General features: G+C 58.5%; 17 protein-coding genes. 12 read left to right on the top strand and 5 right to left on the bottom strand.

What is annotated here, in order from left to right; genetic code table 11:
* Positions 1-83 precede the first annotated feature (83 nt).
* The 3 genes from M5B98_RS08945 to M5B98_RS08935 all read left to right on the top strand — a co-directional run bounded on the left by M5B98_RS08945 (position 84) and on the right by M5B98_RS08935 (position 3454).
* Positions 84-899 (top strand): sulfite exporter TauE/SafE family protein, encoded by an 816-nt coding sequence (locus M5B98_RS08945; protein WP_248742500.1) that lies wholly within the window; start codon positions 84-86, stop codon positions 897-899.
* Positions 887-2137 (top strand): hypothetical protein, encoded by a 1251-nt coding sequence (locus M5B98_RS08940; protein WP_248742499.1) that lies wholly within the window; start codon positions 887-889, stop codon positions 2135-2137. Before M5B98_RS08945 ends, M5B98_RS08940 begins: the two co-directional genes overlap by 13 nt.
* 126 nt (positions 2138-2263) lie before the next feature.
* Positions 2264-3454: a hypothetical protein gene (locus M5B98_RS08935; RefSeq protein WP_248742498.1), complete on the top strand. Its 1191-nt coding sequence runs from the start codon at positions 2264-2266 to the stop codon at positions 3452-3454.
* 3 nt (positions 3455-3457) lie between these two features.
* Here the strand turns inward: M5B98_RS08935 and M5B98_RS08930 are convergent, their stop codons facing one another.
* Entirely contained in the window at positions 3458-4444 is a 987-nt protein-coding gene (locus tag M5B98_RS08930; RefSeq protein WP_248742497.1) for a hypothetical protein, read from the bottom strand.
* A 175-nt stretch (positions 4445-4619) separates the two neighbouring features.
* Here M5B98_RS08930 and M5B98_RS08925 point away from each other — a divergent pair, with 175 nt between their 5' ends.
* The gene (locus M5B98_RS08925; RefSeq protein ID WP_248742496.1) at positions 4620-5711 is read left to right on the top strand and encodes an HNH endonuclease signature motif containing protein; all 1092 of its coding nucleotides are present in this window, start codon (positions 4620-4622) and stop codon (positions 5709-5711) included.
* A gap of 139 nt (positions 5712-5850) precedes the next feature.
* Here the strand turns inward: M5B98_RS08925 and M5B98_RS08920 are convergent, their stop codons facing one another.
* The 3 genes from M5B98_RS08920 to M5B98_RS08910 all read right to left on the bottom strand — a co-directional run bounded on the left by M5B98_RS08920 (position 5851) and on the right by M5B98_RS08910 (position 8794).
* Positions 5851-6384 (bottom strand): Bro-N domain-containing protein, encoded by a 534-nt coding sequence (locus tag M5B98_RS08920; protein WP_248742752.1) that lies wholly within the window; start codon positions 6382-6384, stop codon positions 5851-5853.
* 347 nt (positions 6385-6731) lie between these two features.
* Positions 6732-7979 carry a ribonucleotide-diphosphate reductase subunit beta gene (locus M5B98_RS08915; protein WP_085709714.1) on the bottom strand — a complete coding sequence of 416 codons (1248 nt, stop codon included), beginning with the start codon at positions 7977-7979 and terminating at the stop codon, positions 6732-6734.
* 554 nt (positions 7980-8533) lie between these two features.
* Positions 8534-8794, bottom strand: coding sequence for a DUF2790 domain-containing protein (locus tag M5B98_RS08910; protein ID WP_085709715.1), 261 nt, complete (start codon positions 8792-8794; stop codon positions 8534-8536).
* Between the two features lie 393 nt (positions 8795-9187).
* Here M5B98_RS08910 and acs point away from each other — a divergent pair, with 393 nt between their 5' ends.
* From acs to argR, 7 genes are all read left to right on the top strand, one after another.
* Entirely contained in the window at positions 9188-11143 is a 1956-nt protein-coding gene (gene acs / locus M5B98_RS08905; RefSeq protein ID WP_114884931.1) for an acetate--CoA ligase, read from the top strand.
* A gap of 557 nt (positions 11144-11700) precedes the next feature.
* Positions 11701-12495, top strand: a complete 795-nt coding sequence (locus M5B98_RS08900) for an ABC transporter substrate-binding protein (RefSeq protein WP_248742495.1) — start codon at positions 11701-11703, stop codon at positions 12493-12495.
* A gap of 91 nt (positions 12496-12586) precedes the next feature.
* Entirely contained in the window at positions 12587-13276 is a 690-nt protein-coding gene (locus tag M5B98_RS08895; protein ID WP_065261785.1) for an ABC transporter permease, read from the top strand.
* Positions 13273-13971, top strand: a complete 699-nt coding sequence (locus tag M5B98_RS08890) for an ABC transporter permease (RefSeq protein ID WP_248742494.1) — start codon at positions 13273-13275, stop codon at positions 13969-13971. Before M5B98_RS08895 ends, M5B98_RS08890 begins: the two co-directional genes overlap by 4 nt.
* Before the next feature lies 1 nt (position 13972).
* A complete protein-coding gene (locus M5B98_RS08885; RefSeq protein ID WP_248742493.1) occupies positions 13973-15085 on the top strand; it encodes a succinylglutamate desuccinylase/aspartoacylase family protein in 1113 nt (370 codons plus the stop codon).
* A 23-nt stretch (positions 15086-15108) separates the two neighbouring features.
* On the top strand, positions 15109-15873 hold the full coding sequence (locus M5B98_RS08880; RefSeq protein ID WP_003227281.1) for an ABC transporter ATP-binding protein: 765 nt from the start codon (positions 15109-15111) through the stop codon (positions 15871-15873).
* Between the two features lie 111 nt (positions 15874-15984).
* Positions 15985-16965 carry a transcriptional regulator ArgR gene (argR, locus tag M5B98_RS08875; RefSeq protein WP_085709719.1) on the top strand — a complete coding sequence of 327 codons (981 nt, stop codon included), beginning with the start codon at positions 15985-15987 and terminating at the stop codon, positions 16963-16965.
* Positions 16966-17014: 49 nt separating this feature from the next.
* Here argR and M5B98_RS08870 read toward each other — a convergent pair whose 3' ends face one another.
* The gene (locus tag M5B98_RS08870; RefSeq protein ID WP_248742492.1) at positions 17015-24745 is read right to left on the bottom strand and encodes a dermonecrotic toxin domain-containing protein; all 7731 of its coding nucleotides are present in this window, start codon (positions 24743-24745) and stop codon (positions 17015-17017) included.
* 304 nt (positions 24746-25049) lie between these two features.
* Between M5B98_RS08870 and M5B98_RS08865 the strand changes: the two genes are divergently transcribed.
* Positions 25050-26270, top strand: a complete 1221-nt coding sequence (locus M5B98_RS08865; protein ID WP_248742491.1) for an aspartate aminotransferase family protein — start codon at positions 25050-25052, stop codon at positions 26268-26270.
* Positions 26271-26334: the final 64 nt, after the last annotated feature.

The raw sequence follows: 26334 nt of genomic DNA, 5'->3' as shown, positions 1-26334 counted from the left end.
CAAACATTATTGGCTGACTTGCTGAAGCAGGCCAAGCGCTGAGGCTCTATCGTCGACCGCTCCCAAACAACGGACGACGCGCCATGTTCTACCTCCTGCTGACACTCTTCGGCTGCCTGACCGGCGTCACCGCCGTGCTCTTCGGCTTCGGCGGCGGCTTCGTCGTCGTGCCGCTGCTGTACCGTATGCTCACCGCCAGCCACGGCGCTGACGACCCGATTGGCCTATCAGCCATGCACATCGCCGTCGCCACCTCGACCTGCGTGATGATCGTCAACGCCCTGGTCGCTACCGGCAAACATCGCCGCGCCGGCAACCTCATCCGGGATTACCTGTGGCCCTTGGGCGGGTTCATCGGATTGGGCGCAGTCGTCGGCGCAATCGCAGCGGTTTGGGTCAGCGGCGAAGTCATCCGCTATGCCTTCATCGCTTACCTCGGCGTGACGATTGTTGATTGCTTGCTGCGACGCGGGTTTCTCACACAGTCCGAAGGCGTCATCCCACGTCGATTGGGAACAGTGGAAACGTCCGGCGGTGGTGTAGGCATTGGCGCCATCGCGACGTTTCTCGGCGTGGGAGGAAGCGTCATGACCGTGCCGTTATTGCGGCGTTGCGGGTTGAGCATGTCGCAGGCCACTTCCATGGCCAATCCCTTGAGCGTGCCGGTGGCGCTGGCGGGGACGCTGACTTACATGTTGATGGCGGGATTCAGCGAGGCAGACGTCGGGCCATGGTTTATCGGGTATGTGGATCTGCTGGCGTTCGCGGTGCTGACGCTGGGCTCGATGCTGGGGATTCGACTGGCTACGCCGTGGATCGGGCGGATACCGGATCGGGTGCATGCGTGGGTGTATATCGGGTTGCTGGTGATTGTGATGAGCAGCATGTGCGTAAGTTGATCCCGACGAAGCTCGATTCCCCGTTACAACATCGACATAATCCGCGGTCACTTTTTGCGGCATTTGCCCGCTTGCTCAAGGAAGAATTGATGTTCCACGGATTGTTGCGCCTTACCGGCATTTTGGTACTCGCCGTTTTCTTCCATCCCCTGGCATGGGCGGAAAACGCTACGCAGGTTTACACGGGAACGCTAGGCAAGACGGCGATCGTTCTGGAGATGAATACCCGAACGGGAGAGGGGCGTTACTTCTACCAGAAGTACCGCAAGGATCTGGAACTCGAAGGTTCCAGGGATGGGGACACGCTCGAACTCAGCGAAGGTTCGATGATGGACGGAGACTCCCGTCCAACGCTTCGTTTACACGCGATCGGGAGCAATTGGTCCGGTGAGTGGAGTAATCCGGCCGGGAAAACCCTCAAGGTTGAGTTGCAGCCCGCAATGATTCCGCAAGCCCCCGTCGACTCATTGCCCTATATCGTCAGCCTGCGTGAGACGGCCCCTTACGAGTTTCTGCGGCTGCAAGGAATGAAACTGCAAAAGGGCAAAACCGAAACTTTCATGGGCTACACACTGCAATGGTGGAGCGAGCCCAAATCACAGGCTTCGCTTTTTGAAGTGGTGTCCGGTTATTCCTCAGAAGTGCGTCAACGCATCAACCAACAATTGATGGGCCGATTGTGGGGGGAGGTGATCGCGTATTTCGGTTGCTCGGGTGATTACTCTCAATCCAGCCAACCTCTGTGGATGACGCCTTCGGTAATGAGTGTGCGGATTTCAACGGATTATTACTGTGGCGGCGCCTACCCGGACCAAAGCAACGACGCGCTCAACTTCGATGCCTCAACCGGTCAGACACTGACGCTCGAGGACGTTTTGTGGGTAGGGCAAGGTCAGCCGTTGCACTATGAACAACACGATGATTTCAATGCGGGCTCACCCGGTTCTTCTGATGCCTGGTCGAAATACCGTACTACAGAGTTGGCACCCTGGCTGGTCGCACAGTTGCTGAAACTGTATCCCCGGCAAATGACCGTCACGGCAGAGGGCGATAACGACTGTCACTACGACGAGAGCGATCCCTGGCAATTCATGGGGTGGTACTTCACGGAGCAGGGCATCAAGTTTGATCCGTCGTATCCGCATGTCGCGGCAGTGTGCGGATTCGTAGACTGGAGTGTTCTTCCGTACAACATTGTCAATCAGCATCCGGGTGGTGTTGCGCTGCAACTGCCATGACGCATCGTTGCATCTCGAATTACATTTCTCGATTACCGGGCTCAACCTCGCCATAATCCACCGCGATTTTTTCAGCGCCGGCAACTACGTCCCGGCGCAACTTCCGACTCATTCAGGGATCGATCCATGCTCAAGGGACTGTTACGCCTGGCACCATATGCCGTGGCGTTGTTCACACTGATTTCCACCGCCAATGCCGAAGATGGCCGGCGCGTGTTCACCGGCACGCTGGGCAAGACGCCGATTGTGGTCGAGCTCAATACCCAGAACCCGGATGAAGTGACCGGTCGTTACTTCTACGAAAAATACCATCGGGACCTACCCCTCAGCGGGTCATTGCAGGACAGCACCCTGACGCTGGTTGAAGGCAACAATCGCTACGGTGACGACAAGCCACTGCCGACTTTGAAACTGGAAGAAACTGCCACTGGCTGGCAGGGCGAGTGGCAAAGTCCGAAGGGCAAGAAGCTTACAGTGCAACTTTCCGAGGCCGGGCTTCCAGCGCCGACAACTTCTACGCTGCCCTTCATCGCCGCGTTGCCAAACGGCGAGCCGTATGAGTATTTGCGACTACAGGGACTCAAGCTCAAACCGCTGAAGAAACAAGACTTCATGGGTTACACCCTGCAATGGTGGACAGAGCCGGAGTCGAAGATTTCGCTGTTCAGCGTAGAGTCCGGTTTGCCAAAAGATGATCTGCAACGGGTCAACCAGCAGTTGCTTGGACGATTGTGGAATGAAGTCATCCGCTATCACGGTTGCCAACTACAGGGCGGGGAAAACGTCGACTTCATGCAGGACGCAGAACCCAAAATGATTTCGCCTGCCGTGGTCAGCCTGAACATCTCGACCAGCTATTTCTGCGGTGGCGCGCATCCGGACTTCGGTGATTCACCCCTCAATATTGATGTGAACACTGGTCATCCGTTGTCGCTCGAAGATGTGTTGTGGGTAGGTGAGGGCAAGCCACTGCTGCATGCCGAACGAGACAGCCTGGGTGACAAGCCTTTGAGCCCGGCTGAAAGTAACGCGCGTTATCAGTATGAAAACAAGGAGCTGGTGCCTTGGCTGATCAAGCAACTCACTGCCCTATACCCCGCAGAAATGAAGAAGCCGACGCAAGATGATGATTGCGACTTCACGGAAGAAAGCGTTTGGGGTTCTTCGCCGTGGTACTTCACTGCGAACGGCTTATACTTGGGCGCTTACTTCGCCCGCGTACAACGTTCTTGCGATAGACCAGACTGGTCGATCCTGCCGTACTCCCTCGTCAAACAACACCCCGGCGCCGTCAAACTGCAACTGCCCCAGGGCTGACCATCACGCCAGCCCCGGCGCTTCACGAATGATGAAGTGATCCAGGTTCTCGATATTGGCATTGAAGACCTCGAAAGGCTTTTCGGGGTTCTTCTTGCCCGGCACCTGCTTCAACTCCGGCGTCACACCATAGAAAAAGCAGAACAACTCCTTATCACTGTCGATGGCGTGCTTGATCTCTTCCAGAAACGCCTTGCGCTTGCGGTAGTTGTCGATCAGCTTTTTGTTGAGATAGACACTGACCGGATAAGGCTTCTTCTTGCTCTCATCCGGCTTCTTGAACCAGACCTTGTCCTCGAAATCGATCCGGAAACTGGCGCTGTGGAAGTCCTCGATCTTCTTGATCCGGCCCCAGTAAATCAGCCCCTTGTTGTCCATCAAATATTCGATCTTCTTGAAGAACGAACTGTACGGCGCCGTATGCTCGCCAATCTTCAACGGCATGCGCTTGAGCAAATCCTTGTCCGCGAAGTTCGACACAAAACACTCCACGGGGTGAGCGAAGACACTGGTCTTGTCCGGCGCCGTCTCACGACTCGGCGACTCTTTTGAAGGGGCAGTCGCCACCCGCACCGGATCATCCCGCAACACATCCGCCGCCCCCGCTGGCGCAGCGGGCTTGCGCACATACTCACGGCGCGTCAGTAACAACTCCGACGGGAAATGCTCCTCCCGCCCGTCATCCGTTTCCCCATCCGCCGCCTCAACCCCCGACGCCGACGTCTTCACACTCACATACGGACAACCCGCCACATGCTGCGTACCGGGCAAATTCTTGAAGTGCGGCGTACGCACGTAATTCACGTTCTTGGCGTTGAACGTACCCAACTCGTTGGATGCATCGAATGCCGCACGACAGGCGTCGTTGGGGCACTGAAAGTGTTCCTTCGCAGAATCGAACGCCACCGTCTCATCGAAATTGAGATCGCGAACGTCATAGATCGACAGTTTGTCGTCGAGGCTGAGGCAGTAGGCGAGGTCGAATTTCATGGTGGGGCTCGGGTCCTTGAGTGGGGGAGGGGTATTAATAGCGGGAGGTCAGTTATGGCGCACGTTTGAGCGTCTATAAATAGTGGCTTTTTGCTCTGTTACGCATTGAAACCCTTTTGCACTTTGGCGACTATAGGAATTTTCCTACAGCTAAAGTCGATAAAGGGCAGCATCCGTGGTGATCAAAGCGGTTTCGAAGGAACGAATAAACAGCGCGATGCTGGAGTTCGATCATAAATTTCGGAGTAGGCCTGAGTGGCAAAGCTGGGAAAACGACCAAGCTCATCGATATGCCATTAATGCGGATGGTGAGCTGTATCCAACGAAGAAAATCATCTCTTTGGCGACTGGTATTGCTGTAAGCGCTTTTTCGGGCGGGCATCCAACCAACAATTACCTTAAAAAGCGAGGCTTCACCATTGTGGAACTGCCTCGCGGGGAAAGCGAGCTTGTGTTGCAGTTCACTCCGGGGGCTGTTTACGACCGAAAAACTGAAATTAATGGGCCATTTGGCGGGAGTCGGCAAAGCGGCATTGCCGCGTCAGCTATCCATCCAGTGATTTTTTTGTTCACTGGCGAGAGCGGTGAACAATATGGTTATGCCGACCGTTGTGAAGACGGCGTCTACTTTTATACCGGTGAAGGCCGACGTGGAGCGATGACTTTAACTCGTGGCAACCGTGCTATTGCTGAGCATGCTGTCGATGGCCGGGCACTGCATTTGTTTAAGTTGCTCGGCAAAGGCAAAGGTTGCGCTTACGTAGGGGAGTTTTCTTGTGCTGATATGTTCACGCGGACTCGACCGGATGTAATTGGCCAGGACCGTAAGGCAATTGTTTTTCGGCTAGTCCCGGTCGGTATCCCTGACGGAATGATTGATGAAGAGGACGAGGATAAGGCTGATCTCCCCGATTCTCTGGCTGCTGCGCGGATGGCTGCATTGGCCGCATGTAAGCTTGCAAGTGGTGGGGTAGGGCAATCTGCCTCACGTAAGATTTATCAGCGTAGCCGAAAGGTTGCGCACTACGTACTGATGCGTGCCCAGGGAGCATGTGAAAGCTGTGAGAGGCCAGCTCCATTTTTGAAAAAAGATGGCACACCCTATTTAGAGCCGCATCACGTGAATCGGCTCTCCGATGGTGGTTTAGACCACCCTCGATATGTGGCTGCAGTGTGTCCAAGTTGTCACCGGGAAATTCATTCTGGTGTGCATGGAGCATTGCTGAATCGAAGGCTGAAGCAGCGTTTGGAAGTCATAGAGGGCTAAGCGTTCCAATCATGTTTGCTTTCTTCGTACCCCTTCAACAGCCGAGGGGGGGGGGCCAGACCCTCGACTGATAATAAGTGGTTGTTATGAGCCCCATGCGAAGGGTTAGATCTCGCAAGCGGTCCTATAAAGATGTCACCTAGCCCATAGAGTGCTTCGAAATTTGGAGCATCTGAGCCACTCGCCGCCACCAAGGCTTAATTACAGGGGCACTCTGCTGCGGTTGATCATTCAAAAGAAACGGCATATCCCGCAGCCGAATCCAGCCTTCATCCTGCCAATGCAGCAGGCTCAACGACATCTCCGGCCAATCCAACAAGCTCAACATCGGCCGATCTGAATGCCCCGAGTGTTCTGCATCACGCAAGGCCGGCACCACCTGCTGAGTTAACCACTCCCGCAACAACCGGTTCCCTGGGACGTAGTGATACACCAGCAACGCATACACACCAGACTCGCTGAGCATCAGTTGCTTTTCGGGTTGCCGAAAATACTCAATCCACAAAACGCGACGTTGATCATTATCTAGCTTGTTGACCATGCGTTCGCACAGATGGACACCCATCAAACGACCCATATCGCGGGCGCAGAACCAAGGTTGGTTTTCGAGCAAGAGGGCGTGTAGTGCGAGGTTGTGACGCGAGAAGACTGTTACAGAAAAAGGATCGGGCATATCCATTACCTCTACGTTTAGATTTTTGGAGGGCCTGAACCCAACGTAGAGTGGACTTAAGAAATCCCAACGAGCGAGGCAGCTCCACTGACGACATGTGCGTCTGTGTGACTGACCAAGCTTTCTACGTTGGGTGTTTCTTAGGCACCTGCAATTGAGCTTAGAGGTGCTTGCAGTTGGCTTCAATGCGAAGCGGCTGTAAGTGCTGTAGGAGATTGAGCGCTGCAACGTAGGGATGGAAAAGGACAACCAGCCGCCCATAAAAAAGCCCCGATAAAATCGGGGCTTTTTGCTTTCTCAATTCAACGATTCAAGCAGCAATCGTCAAACCATGGCGAGCGAGACGATTAGTCCCAGCTCAACGCACCACCAGTCTGATACTCAATAACCCGAGTCTCAAAGAAATTCTTCTCTTTCTTCAAGTCCATGATCTCGCTCATCCAAGGGAACGGGTTAGTCGTCCCTGGGTACTCTTCCTTCAAACCGATCTGCGACAGGCGACGGTTGGCGATGAACTTCAGGTAGTCCTCCATCATCGCCGCGTTCATGCCCAGTACGCCGCGAGGCATGGTGTCACGCGCGTATTCGATTTCCAGTTGGGTGCCCTGCAGAATCATCTGCGAAGCTTCTTCCTTCATTTCGGCGTCCCACAGGTGTGGGTTTTCGATTTTGATCTGGTTGATCACGTCGATGCCGAAGTTCAGGTGCATGGATTCGTCGCGCAGGATGTACTGGAATTGCTCGGCGACGCCGGTCATTTTGTTGCGGCGGCCCATGGAGAGGATCTGGGTGAAGCCGCAGTAGAAGAAGATGCCTTCCAGAACGCAGTAGTAGGCGATCAGGTTGCGCAGCAGTTCTTTGTCGGTCTCTACGGTGCCGGTGTTGAATTCCGGGTCGGAGATGGCGCGGGTGTATTTCAGGCCCCAGGCGGCTTTTTTCGCGACCGACGGGATCTCGTGGTACATGTTGAAGATCTCGCCTTCATCCATGCCCAGCGATTCGATGCAGTACTGGTAGGCGTGGGTGTGGATCGCCTCTTCGAATGCCTGGCGCAGGATGTACTGGCGGCATTCCGGGTTGGTGATCAGGCGGTACACGGCCAGGGCCAGGTTGTTGGCAACCAGGGAGTCGGCGGTGGAGAAGAAGCCGAGGTTGCGCATCACGATGCGGCGCTCGTCGTCGGTCAGGCCTTCCGGGTTTTTCCAGAGGGCGATGTCGGCGGTCATGTTGACTTCTTGCGGCATCCAGTGGTTTGCGCAGCCGTCCAGGTATTTCTGCCAGGCCCAGTCGTACTTGAATGGCACGAGCTGGTTGAGGTCGGCGCGGCAGTTGATCATGCGCTTTTCGTCAACGGCGACACGGGCGGCGGAGCCTTCGAGTTCGGCGAGGCCTTCGGCGACGTCGAGGGAATCCAGTGCAGCCTTGGCGCGGGCCACGGCGGCCGAGTCTTCGGCGGTCACGGCGCGGGCTTCGAGGGCGGCGGCACCGCCGGCGCTGTCGAGGCGGTCCATGTTGGCTTCGGTAGCGTGGCCGGCGTTGGCGCCTTTTACTGCTACTTCACTGTCTTCTTTGTCGAATTCGTCCCAGCTCAGCATGACGTGTCGTCTCCTGCGTGAGGGCCTGTGCCCGTGTGAAAACTGATTGGTTGGTTTTTCACACGGCCGTACAGGCCGCGTTGGATGTCGTTTTTTGCAGCGGTGCAACGCAGGCAATAAACAGAAAATTTTTACGGGTTTCCGAGAGCCTCTGACGGGCGCGAGTCAGCGTGGACGCTGCTGCGGGGCTTCAGAATGGCTTTGATCCCTGTAAGGGAATATTGCTGACCCGATTGGGCGGCATTATAGGGAAAAAAACACGGGCGTGGGGGAGGGCGAAACAGCGCAGGGCGGTCGAGCGGGAGGGTGATTTCGTTTGGAGCGAGGGTTTACAGGGCTTTCGCCGGGATTGGCCCCGGAGAAATTTTTTTCATTAATTTTTCTGCGTGTGATTGGTTGCTCAAAAAACGAGCAAAAAACCGCGTTTTTCACTATATCTTGTGTTTTGCAACCCTTTTACGTCCCTTCAAACACAACTGAGCCCGACCGAAGCCGGGCTGGAATCGACCCTCGATGTTGCGCTGAGCGATCCGATTCGGTGCAGTCTCAAACCATCAATTGGTGCAGCCGTTACCCATCACGCTGTAACGCAGGATGTGGCGCTGGCCTGTGGAGTCGTCGTACTCCATTTTCATCGGTACCACTTCGCAGACATTTGGTACTTCGCTCATCGATACAACTTTGGCGATGTCCAGGTGAGTGGAGTAAGTGTATTCCTCGATGGCCGGTTGTTGCTGTGCGACATCAGTCGGGACCTCGTCTGCCATGGCGGTTGCGCACAGACTGCTGAGGGCCAGAACCAATAAAGCTTTCATTTGAAATTTACCTTCTTGAGGTCGAGTGGGGTCACGCAACCTTTTTGGGGTTGCGTGTGGAACTTCATCGTTTGGTTTGTTACTTCAGAGCTGGATTAACGGCCTTCGTGGGGGCTGTAACGTTGTTAATCACTTTGCCTTGTCGGCGAGGCAGATTTTAGGGAGGCGGGGTGGGTGTAAACAGATGGGGTTTTGATAAACACCTTTGGCAGATTTGGTAACAATCGCTGCCAGGCCAGTAGATTCAAGGTCTGCGAGGTCATCGGCGGCGAGCATCGGGATTATCGCCACGACCTGTAGGGGCTTGTTACTACCATCGTCGAATGGTTCTATACGGTCGCCCCGGCTACAACAGGGTCATACAAAAACAACTATTACACCGAGGTAGGAAAGATGAGTGCGGCTTCTCTGTATCCCGTTCGTCCCGAGGTTCTGGCCAATACGCTGACCGACGAGGCGACCTACAAAGCCATGTACCAGCAGTCGGTCGTCAACCCTGACGGCTTCTGGCGCGAACAAGCCAAGCGCCTCGACTGGATCAAGCCTTTCACCACGGTGAAACAGACTTCGTTCGACGATCACCATGTCGACATCAAGTGGTTTGCCGACGGCACCCTGAACGTTTCCTACAACTGCCTCGACCGTCATCTGGCCGAGCGCGGCGATCAGGTCGCCATCATCTGGGAAGGCGACGATCCTTCCGAAAGCCGCAACATCACCTACCGCGAACTGCACGAACAAGTCTGCAAGTTCGCCAACGCCCTGCGTGGTCAGGACGTGCACCGCGGCGACGTGGTGACCATCTATATGCCGATGATTCCCGAAGCCGTGGTCGCCATGCTGGCCTGTACCCGGATCGGCGCGATTCACTCGGTGGTGTTCGGCGGTTTCTCGCCGGAAGCCCTGGCCGGTCGCATCATCGACTGCCGCTCGAAAGTGGTGATCACCGCTGACGAAGGCATCCGTGCCGGCAAGAAGATTTCCCTCAAGGCCAACGTCGACGACGCCCTGACCAACCCGGAAACCAGCAGCATCCAGAAAGTCATCGTGTGCAAGCGCACCGGCGGCGACATCAAGTGGAACCAGCATCGCGACATCTGGTACGAAGACCTGATGAAAGTGGCGGGCACCGTTTGCGCGCCGAAAGAGATGGGCGCTGAAGAAGCGCTGTTCATCCTTTATACCTCCGGCTCCACCGGCAAGCCGAAAGGCGTGCAGCACACCACTGGCGGTTATCTGTTGTACGCGGCCATGACCCACGAGCGCGTGTTCGACTACCGTCCGGGTGAAATCTACTGGTGCACCGCCGACGTCGGCTGGGTTACCGGCCACTCCTATATCGTTTACGGCCCGCTGGCCAACGGCGCGACCACGCTGCTGTTCGAAGGCGTGCCGAACTACCCGGACATCACCCGGGTGGCGAAGATCGTCGACAAGCACAAGGTCAACATCCTCTACACCGCGCCGACTGCGATCCGCGCGATGATGGCCTCCGGCACCGCCGCAGTCGAAGGCGCGGACGGCAGCAGCCTGCGTCTGCTCGGTTCGGTGGGCGAGCCGATCAACCCGGAAGCCTGGGACTGGTACTACAAGAACGTCGGCAAGTCCCGTTGCCCGATCGTCGATACCTGGTGGCAGACCGAAACCGGCGGCAACATGATGAGCCCGCTGCCGGGCGCCCATACCCTGAAGCCAGGTTCGGCCGCACGTCCGTTCTTCGGTGTGGTGCCGGCGCTGGTGGACAACCTCGGCAACATCATCGAGGGCGAGGCCGAAGGCAATCTGGTGATTCTTGATTCGTGGCCAGGACAGGCGCGCACCCTGTACGGCGACCACGATCGTTTCGTCGATACCTACTTCAAGACCTTCCGTGGCATGTACTTCACCGGTGACGGCGCCCGTCGCGATGCCGACGGTTACTACTGGATCACCGGTCGCGTGGATGACGTGCTCAACGTGTCCGGCCACCGTATGGGCACTGCCGAGATCGAAAGCGCGATGGTTGCTCACCCGAAAGTCGCCGAAGCGGCGGTGGTCGGTGTGCCGCACGACATCAAGGGCCAGGGCATTTATGTCTACGTCACCCTGAAGAATGGCGAAGAGCCGAGCGAGCAGCTGCGCCTGGAATTGAAGAACTGGGTGCGCAAGGAGATCGGCCCGATCGCTTCGCCGGACGTGATCCAGTGGGCGCCGGGGCTGCCGAAGACCCGTTCGGGCAAGATCATGCGCCGCATCCTGCGCAAGATCGCCACCGCCGAGTACGAAGGCCTGGGCGACATCTCCACTCTCGCCGATCCGGGTGTGGTGCAGCATCTGATCGATACGCACAAGACCATGAACGTCGCGTAAGCGACGGGTCTGAAGGCTGAAAAGCCCCGTCCGGCATCGCGCCGGGCGGGGCTTTTTGTTTTCCAATAATTATCGAATTGCTCCGTCAGCCCATTCCCGTTGTTACCCGCCCGACTTCAAGTAACCGAATGTGTAACCGCCCGCCCCGCAACGGGGCAATGAGAAACGCATCGCCCCGTTTTAGAGCCTCAAAACGACCGGTGAAAAATAAGACATCACCCCGCGCTTGCCGGATTAGAAGGGTTTGCGAATAATAGGCCCGCAATTTGCAGCATAGATCGGTTCACCGTCTTTCGCTCTTGCATGAAATTGCGGAGCTGTCAATGTGCTCAAGCGGGTTTCTCGGTGCTTCTGTAATTAGTTGTCGCATTGAAGAAATATCGGCTTCGGGCCTGTCGTTAGAATGCCGATCACTCGCTCGTCGTGGCTCGCGTTGAAGCCTTCAGGGTTTGTTCGGAAATATCCCACGCACGCAGCAACCGCTTTCGTTCCACCCATTCGCATATTGGGCTGTCGCTCACTCTGCCGTTTTTGCCCTTTACCGATGGAGTCCCAAGATGAAGAAACTTGTGCTGCTTGGCGCCCTGGCACTGTCCGTGCTGTCCCTGCCGACATTCGCCGATGAAAAGCCTCTGAAGATCGGTATCGAAGCGGCTTACCCTCCATTCGCATCCAAAGCCCCGGACGGCAGCATCGTCGGTTTCGACTACGACATCGGCAACGCACTGTGCGAAGAAATGAAGGTCAAGTGCCAGTGGGTCGAGCAAGAGTTCGACGGTCTGATCCCGGCACTGAAAGTGCGCAAGATCGACGCGATCCTCTCGTCCATGTCGATCACTGAAGACCGCAAGAAGTCCGTGGACTTCACCAACAAGTACTACAACACTCCGGCCCGCCTGGTCATGAAGGAAGGCACCGTGGTCAGCGACAAGCTGACCGAGCTCAAGGGCAAGAACATCGGCGTGCAGCGTGGTTCGATCCACGAGCGCTTCGCCCGTGAAGTCCTGGCTCCGCTGGGTGCCGAGATCAAGCCATACGGCTCGCAGAACGAAATCTACCTCGACGTGGCCGCCGGTCGCCTCGACGTGGCCGCCGGTCGCCTCGACGGCACCGTGGCGGACGCCACTCTGTTGAACGACGGCTTCCTGAAAACCGACGCCGGCAAAGGCTTTGCGTTCGTCGGCCCGCAGTTCACCGATGAAAAATACTTCGGCGACGGCGTAGGCATCGCGGTACGCAAGGGCGACGCCCTGAAAGACAAGATCAATACTGCCATCGCGGCCATCCGCGAAAACGGCAAGTACAAGCAAATCCAGGACAAGTACTTCGACTTCGACATTTACGGCAAGTAAAGACGTCGCTCGACCCGTCCGAAATGGCGCAAGCAACAGGATCTCTGCGGTTTGCGCCATTTTTTCATCCCAACTTTCGAGGACCTGAATCATGTTGAAAGGCTACGGGGCTGTCATCCTCGATGGCGCTTGGCTGACGCTTCAGCTCGCCTTGTCGTCCATGGCCCTGGCCATCGTTCTCGGGCTGATCGGTGTCGCATTGCGCCTGTCGCCAGTGCGCTGGCTGGCCTGGCTGGGCGATCTGTATTCCACGGTGATCCGCGGGATTCCCGACCTGGTGCTGATCCTGCTGATCTTCTACGGCGGTCAGGACCTGCTCAACCGTGTCGCCCCGATGCTCGGCTATGACGAGTACATCGACCTGAACCCGCTGGCCGCCGGCATCGGCACCCTCGGTTTCATCTTCGGTGCGTACCTGTCGGAAACCTTCCGTGGCGCGTTCATGGCGATCCCCAAAGGTCAGGCCGAAGCCGGCATGGCGTACGGCATGAGCAGCTTCCAGGTGTTCTTCCGGGTGCTGGTGCCGCAGATGATCCGTCTGGCGATTCCGGGTTTCACCAACAACTGGCTGGTACTGACCAAGGCCACCGCGCTGATTTCCGTGGTCGGTCTGCAAGACATGATGTTCAAGGCCAAGCAGGCGGCCGATGCCACCCGCGAGCCTTTCACCTTCTTCCTCGCAGTGGCGGCGATGTACCTGGTGATCACCAGTGTCTCGTTGCTGGCGCTGCGTCACCTTGAGAAGCGCTACTCGGTAGGCGTAAGGGCGGCTGATCTATGATCTTCGACTACAACGTCATTTGGGAGTCGCTGCCGCTGTACCTCGGCGGCCTGCTGACCACCCTCAAGTTGCTCGCGCTGTCGCTGTTTTTCGGTCTGCTCGCGGCGTTGCCGCTGGGGCTGATGCGCGTCTCCAAGAACGCCGTGGTCAATGGTGCGGCGTGGCTCTACACTTACGTGATTCGCGGCACGCCGATGCTGGTTCAGCTGTTCCTGATCTACTACGGTCTGGCCCAGTTCGAAGCGGTGCGTGAAAGCTTCCTCTGGCCGTGGCTGTCCAGCGCAACGTTCTGTGCGTGCCTGGCGTTCGCGATCAACACCAGCGCCTACACCGCCGAAATCATCGCCGGCAGCCTGAAGGCCACGCCGAACGGTGAGATCGAAGCGGCCAAGGCCATGGGCATGTCGCGGGTCAAGATGTACAAGCGCATCCTGCTGCCATCGGCCCTGCGTCGTGCACTGCCGCAGTACAGCAACGAAGTGATCATGATGCTGCAGACCACCAGTCTGGCGTCCATCGTGACCCTGATCGACATCACCGGCGCGGCCCGTACCGTCAACGCGCAGTTCTACCTGCCGTTCGAGGCGTACATCACCGCCGGCGTGTTCTACCTGTGCCTGACCTTCATTCTGGTGCGCCTGTTCAAGCTGGCCGAGCGTCGCTGGCTGAGCTACCTGGCCCCGAGGAAGCACTGATATGGAACGCATCGACCACGTTCTGCCGTGGAGCCACCTGGGCAGCGAACGCCGGATTTCGGTGTTTCGCTTCGGTAGCGGCGAGCGCAAGGCCTACATCCAGGCCAGCCTTCACGCCGACGAACTGCCCGGCATGCGCACCGCCTGGGAGCTGAAAAAACGCCTCGGCGAACTCGAAGCCAAAGGCCTGCTCAACGGCGTCATCGAACTGGTGCCTGTGGCCAACCCGCTGGGTCTTGGCCAGTTGCTGCAAGGCAACCATCAGGGGCGTTTCGAGGCCGGCAGCGGCAAGAATTTCAACCGTGATTTCGTCGAGCTCAGCGCCCCGGTGGCCGCCAAGCTGGAAGGACAGCTCGGTGATGACCCGCACGCCAACATCCGTCTGATCCGTCAGGCAATGGCCGATCATCTGGCCGCATTGCCCGAGGCCAGCAGCCAGTTGCAAGGCATGCAGCGCATCCTGCTGCAACATGCCGCCACTGCCGATGTGGTGCTGGATCTGCATTGCGACTGCGAAGCCGCGCTGCACATGTACGCCTTGCCGCAGCACTGGCCGCAGTGGCGTTCGCTCGCCGCGCACCTGGATGTGAAGGTCGGCCTGCTGGCGGAAGATTCTGGTGGCAGCTCGTTTGATGAAGCCTGTTCGTTGCCGTGGCTGCGTCTGTCGCGCCTGTTCCCGGACGCGCAGATTCCACTGGCGTGCCTGGCAACCACCGTTGAACTGGGTGGTCAGGCTGACACCACACCTGCGCAGGCCGAAGCCTGGGCCGAAGGGATTCTGGCGTTCCTCGCCGAGCAGGGCCTGATCCGTGGCGAGTGGCCAAGCGCCGTGCGCGAACCGTGCGAAGGCATGCCGTTCGAGGGCACTGAACTGCTCCTGCCACCGCATCCTGGCGTGGTGAGTTTCCTGCGCAAGCCCGGCGAGTGGGTTGAAGCCGGTGACAAGATTTTCGAAGTGATCGATCCGCTGTCGGATCGGGTCAGCACGGTGTGTGCTGGTACGTCCGGGGTGCTGTTTGCCATTGAGCGGCTGCGTTACGCCCAACCCGGTTTCTGGCTGGCCAAAGTGGCGGGGCGCGATGCGCTGCGCGACGGCCCTTTGCTCAACGACTGACTGTTTTTGTGAGAACCGACCGCATGTACAAACTTGAAGTCCAAGACCTGCATAAACGCTATGGCAGTCACGAAGTGCTCAAGGGCGTTTCCCTGAAAGCGGCCGCCGGCGATGTGATCAGCATCATCGGCTCCAGTGGCTCCGGCAAAAGTACTTTCCTGCGTTGCATCAACCTGCTCGAGCAGCCGCACGCGGGCAAGATCCTGCTCAACAACGAAGAGCTGAAACTGGTGGCAAACAAGGACGGCGCGCTGAAAGCCGCTGATCCGAAACAGCTGCAACGCATGCGTTCGCGCCTGTCGATGGTGTTCCAACACTTCAACCTGTGGTCGCACATGACCGCGCTGGAAAACATCATGGAAGCGCCGGTTCACGTGCTGGGTGTGTCCAAGGCCGAAGCCCGCGAGAAAGCCGAGCACTACCTGAACAAAGTCGGCGTGGCCCATCGTAAAGACGCGTTCCCTGGGCATATGTCCGGTGGCGAGCAGCAGCGTGTGGCAATCGCCCGTGCGCTGGCGATGGAACCTGAGGTGATGCTGTTCGACGAACCGACTTCGGCCCTCGACCCGGAACTGGTCGGCGACGTGCTGAAAGTCATGCAGGCCCTCGCTCAGGAAGGCCGCACCATGGTGGTGGTGACTCACGAAATGGGCTTCGCCCGTGAAGTGTCGAACCAGCTGGTGTTCCTGCACAAAGGCGTCGTGGAAGAAAGCGGCAACCCGCGCGAAGTGCTGGTCAATCCGCAGTCGGAACGTTTGCAACAATTCCTCTCGGGCAGCCTCAAGTAATCGCTCCCGTTATGCACCAAATTAGGTCATGCTGCGCAGCGCGCCAGATGGTCTAATTTGGTTGCAGCCGATTTCGGTTTTTCCCTCTGTTTACGTTTCGGATCGCCCGCCATGACTGCCCATCGAATTGGTTTCCTGATTTGGCCCAGCACTAAAGCTCTGACTTTGGCGCTGGCAGAGGAGGCCTTGCGTGTCGCCCAGCGTGTGCATCCGGACGTGGTTTACGAGTTGTCGTTCCTGCAGGCCGAAGCACCGACCGAAGGTGAATGGCAACTGCCCGGCGAACCCTGGGCCGGCAAGCTCGAAAACTTCCAGAAACTGTTCCTGCTCGCTGACGAGCCACCGACGACTTTGGCGCCGGCACTCAGCAGCGCGCTCAAGCAGCTGGTGCGCGCCGGTTGTGTGATCGGCGGTCTATCGGCCGGTGTGTACCCGCTGGCGCAACTCGGTCTGCTCGACGGTTACCGCGCGGCGGTGCACTGGCGCTGGCAGGACGATTTCGCCGAGCGCTTCCCGAAAGTCATCGCCACCAGCCATCTGTTCGACTGGGATCGCGATCGTCTGACCGCGTGCGGCGGCATGTCGGTGCTCGATCTGTTGCTGGCGGTGCTGGCCCGGGATCACGGTGCGGAACTGGCCGGTGCGGTCTCCGAAGAACTGGTGGTCGAGCGCATCCGCGAAGGCGGCGAGCGTCAGCGGATTCCGTTGCAAAACCGTCTCGGCTCCAGCCATCCAAAACTCACGCAAGCCGTGCTGCTGATGGAAGCCAACATCGAAGAGCCGCTGACCACCGACGAAATCGCCCAGCACGTGTGCGTGTCCCGTCGCCAGCTGGAGCGGATCTTCAAGCAATACCTCAACCGCGTGCCGAGCCAGTACTACCTGGAACTGCGCCTGAACAAGGCCCGGCAGATGTTGATGCAGACCAGCAAGTCGATCATTCAGATCGGCCTGTCGTGCGGTTTCTCCTCGGGACCGCATTTCTCCAGCGCCTATCGCAACTTCTTCGGCGCCACGCCAAGGGAAGACCGCAACCAGCGGCGCAGCAGCAGCCCGTTCGAACTGTCGTCAGTGCCGCCCGAGCGCGGTTGATCCTTCAAGCACAGCGCCATACTTCATGGCGCTGTTGATTCTCGCGTTGTTAATCCTCGATCTCGACACTGGGGCGACCGCGCACCGGCGGATGCTCGAGCACGCCGTCAACGTTCAGCGTCATACCCGTTTCCTGGTAATAAGCCCGGATTCGCTGCATGGCCTGAACGGAGAAGGGATTGCCGCGCAGGTCATAGCGATCACCGACATAGGCCGGTACCTCCATCAGTTCGTCCGGCATTTCGGTGATTTCATTGCCTGAAAGATCCAGCTCCATCCAGTTGAAGTTACCGAGTACCCCCTTCGGGATTTCGCGAATGCCGGTGGTGCTCAGGTCCAGATCGGTAAGCCCCTGCAGGTCGCTGAGGTCGGGCGTCAGCCCGAGCGGATTGTCATGCAGGTGCAGCAGGTCGAGGCTGTCCAGGCTCGCCAGTCCTGCAACGTCCTGAGGGGACAGGGTGAGGCCGCACGCTGGCAGACTCAGTGTGTTGAGTCGCTTCATCCGGAAGATGGCCTCGGGGATACCGGTCAGTTCATAGCCTTGAATGTCGACGCTGACGAGCTGAGGGAATGCCTCGAGAAATCGCCCGATCCGTGGCGAGTCATCGCGGGTGTTGACCAGATGCAGGTCCGAAACATGGTCGAAGCCGACGCTCAGTGTCGGCAGATCGCCCAGGATCGGTAGCCGGAAAGTGAAAGTGTGATCGCCGGTGTCCGAGCCTTCCACGGGTATTCTGCGCCAGCAGGACAGCAGCGCTTCGCTGAATGCCGTTCTGTTTTGTTCCTCTATCAGTCGTTCGTCATGCGTGAGTGGCTGACCGGGCAAGCGATGGTCCGGTATATCGCTTTCCCAGGTGGCCAGATCGCCCAGTAACCGGCCGAGTTCCGCTTCCCGGCGGGCCAGTTCTCTGCGGCCATCGGTCAGTGAACCTTCAAGTTGATAGATGAGCGTGCTGGCCTGTTCATCGTCCAGCGCCGGATAGAGTGTTTGGGTGCGTGCGATGTCCGCCGGTTCGGCCAGTACACCGAGGTTCTCCCCGGTCTCGCGATAGTAGGTCTTGATGCGCTCCCGGGTGGGCGCGTTCAGCGGATTGCTGCCGAAGTCAAAGCCGTTGGTGACAGAGGCGGGCAGCTCGAAGAGTTCCGGGGGGAGCTCGGTGAGATGATTGCCACTGAGGATCACCGTTTCCAGTCCTGGTGCCTCCAGCAAACCTGGAGGAAGACTGGAAATTCCGGTGTTCGAAAGGTCGAGAAACTCCAGAGACGGCAGCCTGCGGACGTCGGGCGAGCGGCCCAGTGGATTGCTGTAGAGATCGAGCCGGACCAGTTGCTTCAGCGAATGCAGCGCGGCGCTGCCTTCGTCATCCAGTACGATTTTGCAGTGACTCAGAGCCAGTTGTCGCAAGTCCGGCATTCCGGTCAGCGCCTGCGGAATCTCTGACAGTGCCAGGTTACCCAGTTCAAGCGAATCGAGACCGGTGAAGCCGCGCAGGAACTCCGTGCCCACCCGTAACTGGTGATCGCCGATGATCGACAGTGCCGTGACGTGCGCGAAGTCTGCGCTCAAGGCCGGCAGCTCGCCGATGAATCCCGGGTCCAGGTTGAGGATTGCAGCTCTTGATTCCGGGTTTTCCGCAGACCTTTGGCGCCAGAACGATTCCAGCTCCAGGCGAAATGTCGTACGGCTGGCAAACTCTGCGGCGCGGTCGCTTTCGGTCAGTACAAGGCCACTGCCCGGATAGCGTTCCGGAATGTCGGTTACCCACTGTTCCAGATCTTGCTCCAGCTGCTGCAATTCGGCCTCCCAGCGTTCGATCCGCAACCGGCCGTCATCGATGTTTCCCTCCAGCAGATACAGCACTCGATTGGCGTCATTATCGTCCAGGGACGGGAACAGCTCGCGGACTCGCTCGATGTCCTCCCGAGGCATCGCAACGCCAAAGTTCAACCTGAACTGCCGGTAACAATGCTTGATTCGCTCAAGCATGGCGGGTGAGAGCGGGTTGTCGGCAAGGCTGAGCTGTCTGGGCGGCCGGGCGTCGACTTCGAAGAGGATGTCGGGCAGTTCACGGATCTGGTTGCGATCGAAAAAGGCTGCGAGCAGACGAGGATGGTCGAACAGGCCGTCGGGCAGGCTCGAAATGCTGCTATCGACCATATGCAGTTGAAGCAGCGCCGGCAGCGTTTTGAGGTTGGGCGATTGCCCCAGTGGATTTCGGTTCAGATTCAGGTACTGAAGGGCGTCAAGTGATGACAGGGTCGCGTGGCTTTGTGGGGTAAGCGTCAAGCCGCAGTTTTCCAGAGTCAGACGTTCCAGAGAAGGAATTTGCAGGGCTGAAAGCGGGTTTTGCCCAAGACTGAAATCTCGCAGTTCCAGATGATGCAGAGTGGAGAAGGGCTGAAGAAATCCGTCAAGGTCGCTCAGTGCCGGATTGCCTGTTAGTGAAAGGATGCGGATGTGGCCGAAGTCGGTTGTCAGCCTTGGCAGCTGCCCGCTGAACGCCAGGTTGGCGACCAAAGAGTCGCCTCGTTGCCTGGGGTTTTCCGGTAATCGGGCACGCCACAGTGCCTGCAGTCGTTCGGCAAAGGCTGCTCTTGCCGAGTGTTCCGCGAGGAACTCCGAAGTAGTGAAGGGGCGTTGAGTGGCGGGATGCGTCTGGGGGATCGCCATTTTCCATTGCGCCAGATCGGCGGTGAGTTGCTCGAATTCCGCTTTCCAGTGCCTGAGTTGACCGCGCCCATGCTCCAGGTCGCCGGGTAAGCCATAGAACACATCGCTGGCCTCTTCGATATCCAGGGCGGGAAACAGGGCCTGTGTGGCTTTGATGTCCGGCTGCTCGGCGAGTACCGCGAAATCCACACCGGTTTCCCGGGAATGACGTTTGATCCTTTCACGAGTATCGGCGGTCAATGGATTGCCGGAGAAATCGAACCCTTCGCTGGCCGGCGCGGGCATGTCAAACAAGGCTTCGGGCAGCTCGCTGATCCGGTTGTCACTGACGATGGCCGTTCGCAGTTTCGGGTGACAGGACAGACCGGTCGGCGCATGCCTGATGCCGGTGCGAGAGATGTCGAGGTAGGTCAGTTCGGTCAGGCTGCCGACATCGGGTGTGTTGTCCAGCGGGTTGTCCGGCATCTCGAGCGATTCAAGTTCGCGCATTGACGCCAGTGCGATCTGTAGCTCGCCAGTGAGCCGCACACCGCAATTTTTGAGCAGCAACGTCTCAAGCATGGGCAAGGCGCTGAGTGTCTGTGGCAGTTGATCCAGTGCAAAGTCATGCAGGATCAGGCGCTTCAATCGGGGGAAGCTTCGGAGGAAGGCTGAGGTGGCATTTATCTGTTTGTTTCCGTTCAGGGATAGCGTTGTGATGTGGTTGAAGTCTGCCGTCAGCACGGGCATGTCGCCGATGAACGTGGCTTGCGCCGAGAAGACGTCCGCTCTTGTCAGCGGGTGTGCGGTCGAGCGGTGGCGCCATAGCCGTTCAATCCTTCCGGCAAATATTTCCCGCTCGTAAAACTGACTGGAATGTTCCTGGGGTGTCAGCATCTCCCCTGTGGACGGATTGCGATTCGGCGTGTTCCGCGCCCATGTCGCCAGGTCGGCGGTCAGCCGGGTGATTTCGCTTTCCCATCGCTCCAGTTGAAGTCGGCCTTGCGCCAGCGAGCCCGGCAGGCTGTAGATCAGTTCGCTGGCCTGACGGTCGTTAAGATCGGTAAACAGTGCCTTGGTCCGGCTTATTTCCGTTTGCTCGGGGCGAACTCCCAGATCGCTGCCGGTCCGGTTGTAATAGATCTTCACTTTTTCCCGGGTCGCACTGGAAAGCGGATTGCCGAAAAAATCGTATCCGGCGGTAGAGGCGGCAGGTCGCTGGAAAAAAGGATCGGGGAGCGTGGTGATCTGATTGTCGGTAAGCCACGCGCTGATGAGGCGAGGATGGTTCAGAAGTCCCGGCGGGACTTCGGAGATTCCAGTGCTGGAAAGATTCAAGTGAGTCAGGTTTGGCAAGGCGCTGAAATCGAACGTCACGCTCAGCGGATTGTGTTCCAGATTCAGTGCGGTCAGCCCGTTGAGTGACGACAGCAGCGACTGGTTTCCCGGTGTCAGGACGACACCGCAATTTTGCAGCGTCAGCTGTTGCAGTTGCGGGAGGTTCGATAGGCGCTGCGGCAGATCGCGCAGGTCGAAATCGAGCAGATCCAGGCGTACCAGCCCCGGAAAACGCTCGAGAAAGGTATTCATGGCGCCAGGCGTGTTATTGCCGATCAGCTCCAGCTCGACGACGTGGCCAAAGTCCGATGTCAGGGCGGGTAGATCGCCTACGATCGGCTGCGAAAAGCGCATTTCGTAACCATTGAGGCCGCGCATCTCTCTGCGCCAACAGTTGCGCAGCGCGTGGGCGAACATCTGGCGATCGCGGATGGCCGACATCCGCTGGTCGTCCGATATTAGGATGCCGTTTGCCGGGTTGATATCCGGGAGGTCGAATATCCATTGATTGAGGTCGCTATCGAGTTGTGCATATTCAAGCTGAAGCCGGGACAGCTCGGCGATTGCTCCGCCCGGGTGGTTTTCAAGGCGCCGAGCCATGGCGAGCCGATCGGTCTCGGACATTCTCGGGTAGATCTGTCTGATCCGGTTTTCCAGCGTGCGGGGTGCTTGCAGAGATGGTGGTGCGTTGCGTGAGTAACCATCGGTACCCAGCAGACGCAAGGCATCCACGGCAGGTGTCGGGCCAGGGTCGGGCAAGATCGCCATTCGCAGTTCGGAGCGGGGCAGTGGATTGTCACGGATGGCTTGCCTGAGCTTTTCACCTTCGCCGATCTGCAGGTTCAGTGCTTGCCGTTGTGTGTCCGGCAGGGCTTGCAGAACGGCGGTGTAGAAATCGGTGGTGCCATGCAGCTCCAGTCCCTGTTCGTCGTATGGCTGCCAGAGACCATCGGGTTTGAGGACCAAAACTTTCTGGATGGGGGCTTCGATGGGGCCGGTGCTGTCGAGTAACTGTCCTGCCCGGGACTGCGCACGGACTTCAAGACGTACGTCTGTTGGCCAGCCCGGCAATTGTTGAAGGCTATGGAGGGCCAGGGTATCGGAATCGGGGTTGCGCACCGAGTCCAGCTCAAGTCCCTCGTAAGCACGGGTGATGCGCAGTTCGTGTGTGGCTTGTTCTGTCAGGGCCTGCTGCCGTTCAGGCCAGTGTCCCTGGCTGATCTCCAGCAGCTCTGAACCGGTCGCCGTACTCAGCAGTTCTTCGGTGATTCTGATGGGCAGTTGCGGTGCATGCAAAGCCACATGCCTGGCCAAGGGATCAACGCTCTGTTGCAGCGCCTGATAGCGTGCCTCGAAAAGCGAAGGGCGCTGTTGTCGGGCGAGTTGCGCAAGCATGGCTCTGAGCTTGCGGGTGCGGGCATCGAGGGCGTACCGCTCGCCGAACTCTTCGCCCAGCAGCGTTTTGATTTCCGGTTCGTCGAGGGCCTGGATCAGTGTCTTGAGCAGGTCACCCTCGGCGAGGCTGTCCTGGCGGAGCTCCGTCAGAGGAGGCGATTGGTCGGTCGTGGACTGCCATGCGATTTCACCTTGCTCGTTGATGAATCGCAGCCTTTTGTTGGCCGGCCACAGATTCTGTTCCTTGAGAAGCTGGAGCTGGATCAGCGGATCCGCATTCAGGTATTCCTCGGGTCTGTCGCTGGCGGTCCGGTCTATGAAGTCCTGCAGGTCCTGATCGATCCGAAAGCGCTGGATGCTGTCGGCCAGCAGCGGCGGCAGGCGTTCCTGGTCGACGTGCATTTTGCGCAGCGCATCTTCCGGATAGCCGCTGACCTTGAGGATCCGCTCGCGTTTGGCGGATGAAAACGCTTCAACGCTATGACCGATGCGTTGCAATGCAGTCGGGGCGTCCCACTCGAGCGGTCGTTCAAGCTCGGTGTGGAAAGCCCCTTCACCGTTATGACGCACGATGGGGCGGTAGGCGTCCGTACGGGTCGGATGCTCGATGTACAGTTTTCCGGGATGCTCGTGATCGCTGACTTCGTAGTGGGTCTGGTCTACGGGGAACAGCCTTTTCCCTTGGTGCAAGTGCAGTCCCTGTGGGTCGGGCCCGGACCCCTTGGGTAGTTGAATCCGGCGAGCGTACGGTTGCAGATCCGGTTTCCAGTACAGCGTCTTGCCGTTGCGCAATTTCACGGGCTGGAAACGGTCGATCAGTGCGATGAACTCGGCCGGCAATACGGTCGGCAGCTCCTTGATGACGATGGCACCACCGAGGCCGAAGGCGCCGAGCTGGATCAGCGACTCCAGTGCGCCGAACATGTGCTCGGCAACTTCTGTGCTCAGCCCTTCGGCCCAGTCGACGACCCCTTCGAACACTTCGTCGAGAAACTGATAGGCCATGTACGCCATCATCATTTCGCCCAGGAAGGGGACAAAGGGCATCAGCGCGAACGAGGCGATTTCAAGAATCGAAGAGGCAATCCGGCTGAAGGCGTCCCATGTCGCCCAACGGGCGTTGCAGTCGACGGTGGCGGTCGGGACAGCGATCGTCGCCGCGTCATTGAGGATCTTGTTCAACTTTCGTTGATAAAGCTGATCCAGCAGCGGACCCTCGATGGGCGTGGTGGCAAATTGCAGATCGGGGTTGTCGACGGGCGTGTCTCGCCAGGCGGGCAACGAGCTACCGGTTTCCGTTGGGTGCCATTTCACCCGACTCAGGCGCTGTCCGAGGTCGGCGAAAAAGTACCCGCGCTGGTCATGGGCCACGAAGCGGCTGAAGAATTTCTGATACTCCAGGTTGCGCAGCTGACGTGTCAGCTCGCGCATCATGTCTACAGTCGAGGCGTATTCCTTGACCGGATGCTCGGGATCGTCCGGCACATAGGCCACCACCCTGACCGGGGTACGTGCCTGCTGCAGATCCGGCGCGAAAAGAACGATGCCGGTCAGCTTCGACGACATCATGCTCAGGTCATGGCAAAGCAGCGCCTGACCATTGACTCGCATGCCTTGCAAATCGTCGAGCAAACCGCCGATCAGGCGCACGTACAGCTCGCTGACATCGCCATTCATTTTTGCCATGTGCAGGGCGGCCTGGATGGCGGCTTTTTCGCTGGCGTTGATGCGCTGATGCAGCACCGCGCCGGCGACGGGGTCGTTGATAGCCAGGTTTTCTTCAAGATACGTCTTGTAGCGGACGCCGATGTCCAATTCCCGACACAGGCGGGCGAACGCCGCGATGCTCATGCGTGCCTTTATCTGCGGCAGGGTTTCGAACCGACCTGACGGTGATGGTCTGGTCGTGAAGGTCGACTCGCTGGAGTAAGCGTCAGCTTCGGTTTCGTCTTCTTCGAAGTTGTGCAGCGCTGCATCGAGCAGTGACACCGTCCAGGTCCGGCTGCCGGTGGTGATCGGGAATCCGGGCGTTTTCACCGGGATGTAGAGGTGCAGGAATGTGTTCCTGAGATCCACGTCCAGACTGAATCTGCTCTTCAGCGCCTGGTTCAGGATCGGCTCGGCATAGGCGTAGGCGTCCTGCAGTTGCTCCAGTGTCCGGTCGATGTCGTTCTGCACGCTCATGCGCTGGGCGATGAGGGCTCTCAATTCAGCATGCTGCGCCTTCGGTGCTTTCTTGAGTTTGTCGGAGAGCTTACGGCGATTGTGCTTCAGGGCCTGGCGCCGGGCGGCCGAGGCTTTGCCGAGCCATTCCGGGAAAGCATTTCTGAGAGGTTCGTAGTGCTCGGGGGGATTGAGCGCTGTGTGGGCTGCAATCTGTCCGGTGGATGCCTGCATCGGGTCTGTCCATGTCCGTCGGGAAACCGTCAGCAAACCAGAGATCTCTGCAACGGATGCGGTACATATGTATGACAGACCGGCACATGCCAATTGATATGCTCACAGGCCTGCTGCAATTGCCGGCGACGGTTTAAACTGCGCCTTTGCGACGCTATATGTCGCATTGCCGTAAACCCGGGAAAATCCGGGGTTTGCGCTATAAGAAGTTGTCGCTTGGCGACAAGGCCGGGCTGAAAACTGTCCTTACAATCCCCCCATCGCTCGCCAGTTTCAGGCGGGTGGCCCTCATCAGGAGACTCCGATGTCCGTTGAGCACGCTGCGGTAGAACGCGCCGATTTCGACCAGGTAATGGTTCCCAACTACGCGCCTGCCGCTTTCATTCCGGTGCGTGGCGCCGGTTCCCGCGTCTGGGATCAGGCCGGCCGCGAGCTGATCGACTTTGCCGGCGGCATCGCCGTCAACGTATTGGGCCACGCACATCCGGCGCTGGTCGGTGCCTTGACCGAGCAGGCGAACAAGCTGTGGCACGTGTCCAACGTGTTCACCAACGAACCGGCCCTGCGTCTGGCGCACAAGCTGATCGACGCCACCTTTGCCGAGCGCGTGTTCTTCTGCAACTCCGGCGCCGAAGCCAACGAGGCCGCTTTCAAGCTGGCCCGTCGTGTCGCGTTCGACCGTTTCGGCACCGAGAAGTACGAAATCATCGCTGCGCTCAACAGCTTTCACGGCCGTACGCTGTTCACCGTGAACGTCGGCGGCCAGTCGAAGTACTCCGACGGTTTCGGCCCGAAAATCACCGGCATCACCCACGTGCCGTACAACGATCTGGCGGCACTGAAAGCCGCTGTTTCGGACAAGACCTGCGCGGTCGTTCTCGAACCGATCCAGGGCGAGGGCGGCGTGCTGCCGGCCGAGCTGGCTTACCTGCAAGGCGCCCGTGAACTGTGCGACGCGAACAACGCGCTGCTGGTGTTCGACGAAGTGCAGACCGGCATGGGCCGTACCGGCAACCTGTTCGCCTACCAGCATTTCGGCGTGGTTCCGGACATCCTGACCAGCGCCAAGAGCCTGGGCGGCGGTTTCCCGATCGCCGCGATGCTGACCACCGAAGCGCTGGCCAAGCACCTGGTCGTCGGCACTCACGGCACCACTTATGGCGGCAACCCGCTGGCGTGCGCCGTGGCTGAAGCGGTGATCGACGTGATCAACACCCCCGAGGTTCTGAACGGCGTCAACGCCAAGCACGACAAGTTCAAGACCCGCCTGCAACAGATCGGCGAGAAGTACGGCCTGTTCACCCAGGTGCGTGGTCTCGGTCTGCTGATCGGTTGCGTGCTGAGCGATGCCTGGAAAGGCAAGGCCAAGGACATCTTCAACGCCGCTGAAAAAGAAGGCCTGATGATTCTGCAGGCCGGTCCGGACGTGATCCGTTTCGCCCCGAGCCTGGTGGTTGAAGACGCGGACATCGACGCCGGTCTGGATCGCTTCGAACGTGCCGCAGCGAAACTGACCCAAGCCTGATTCATGCAAGACCGCCCGGCGCCTGTCTTCATCGACAGGCGCCGGGACAAATTTCCTGTGCCGG

The sequence above is a fragment of the Pseudomonas sp. MWU12-3088 genome (assembly GCF_023242405.1).
Classification (GTDB): Bacteria; Pseudomonadota; Gammaproteobacteria; order Pseudomonadales; family Pseudomonadaceae; genus Aquipseudomonas; species Aquipseudomonas kribbensis.
Note: the sequence above shows the minus strand (reverse complement) of the source record. Positions and strands in the feature narration are given on the sequence as shown.

Coding starts and splice junctions, on each gene's coding strand:
- argR (WP_085709719.1), top strand. CDS start 15,985: ATGACTGCCCATCGAATTGGTTTCCTGATTTGGCCCAGCACTAAAGCT.
- M5B98_RS08870 (WP_248742492.1), bottom strand. CDS start 24,745: ATGCAGGCATCCACCGGACAGATTGCAGCCCACACAGCGCTCAATCCC.
- M5B98_RS08895 (WP_065261785.1), top strand. CDS start 12,587: ATGTTGAAAGGCTACGGGGCTGTCATCCTCGATGGCGCTTGGCTGACG.
- M5B98_RS08915 (WP_085709714.1), bottom strand. CDS start 7,979: ATGCTGAGCTGGGACGAATTCGACAAAGAAGACAGTGAAGTAGCAGTA.
- M5B98_RS08890 (WP_248742494.1), top strand. CDS start 13,273: ATGATCTTCGACTACAACGTCATTTGGGAGTCGCTGCCGCTGTACCTC.
- M5B98_RS08910 (WP_085709715.1), bottom strand. CDS start 8,794: ATGAAAGCTTTATTGGTTCTGGCCCTCAGCAGTCTGTGCGCAACCGCC.
- M5B98_RS08885 (WP_248742493.1), top strand. CDS start 13,973: ATGGAACGCATCGACCACGTTCTGCCGTGGAGCCACCTGGGCAGCGAA.
- M5B98_RS08935 (WP_248742498.1), top strand. CDS start 2,264: ATGCTCAAGGGACTGTTACGCCTGGCACCATATGCCGTGGCGTTGTTC.
- acs (WP_114884931.1), top strand. CDS start 9,188: ATGAGTGCGGCTTCTCTGTATCCCGTTCGTCCCGAGGTTCTGGCCAAT.
- M5B98_RS08865 (WP_248742491.1), top strand. CDS start 25,050: ATGTCCGTTGAGCACGCTGCGGTAGAACGCGCCGATTTCGACCAGGTA.
- M5B98_RS08930 (WP_248742497.1), bottom strand. CDS start 4,444: ATGAAATTCGACCTCGCCTACTGCCTCAGCCTCGACGACAAACTGTCG.
- M5B98_RS08900 (WP_248742495.1), top strand. CDS start 11,701: ATGAAGAAACTTGTGCTGCTTGGCGCCCTGGCACTGTCCGTGCTGTCC.
- M5B98_RS08920 (WP_248742752.1), bottom strand. CDS start 6,384: ATGCCCGATCCTTTTTCTGTAACAGTCTTCTCGCGTCACAACCTCGCA.
- M5B98_RS08880 (WP_003227281.1), top strand. CDS start 15,109: ATGTACAAACTTGAAGTCCAAGACCTGCATAAACGCTATGGCAGTCAC.
- M5B98_RS08945 (WP_248742500.1), top strand. CDS start 84: ATGTTCTACCTCCTGCTGACACTCTTCGGCTGCCTGACCGGCGTCACC.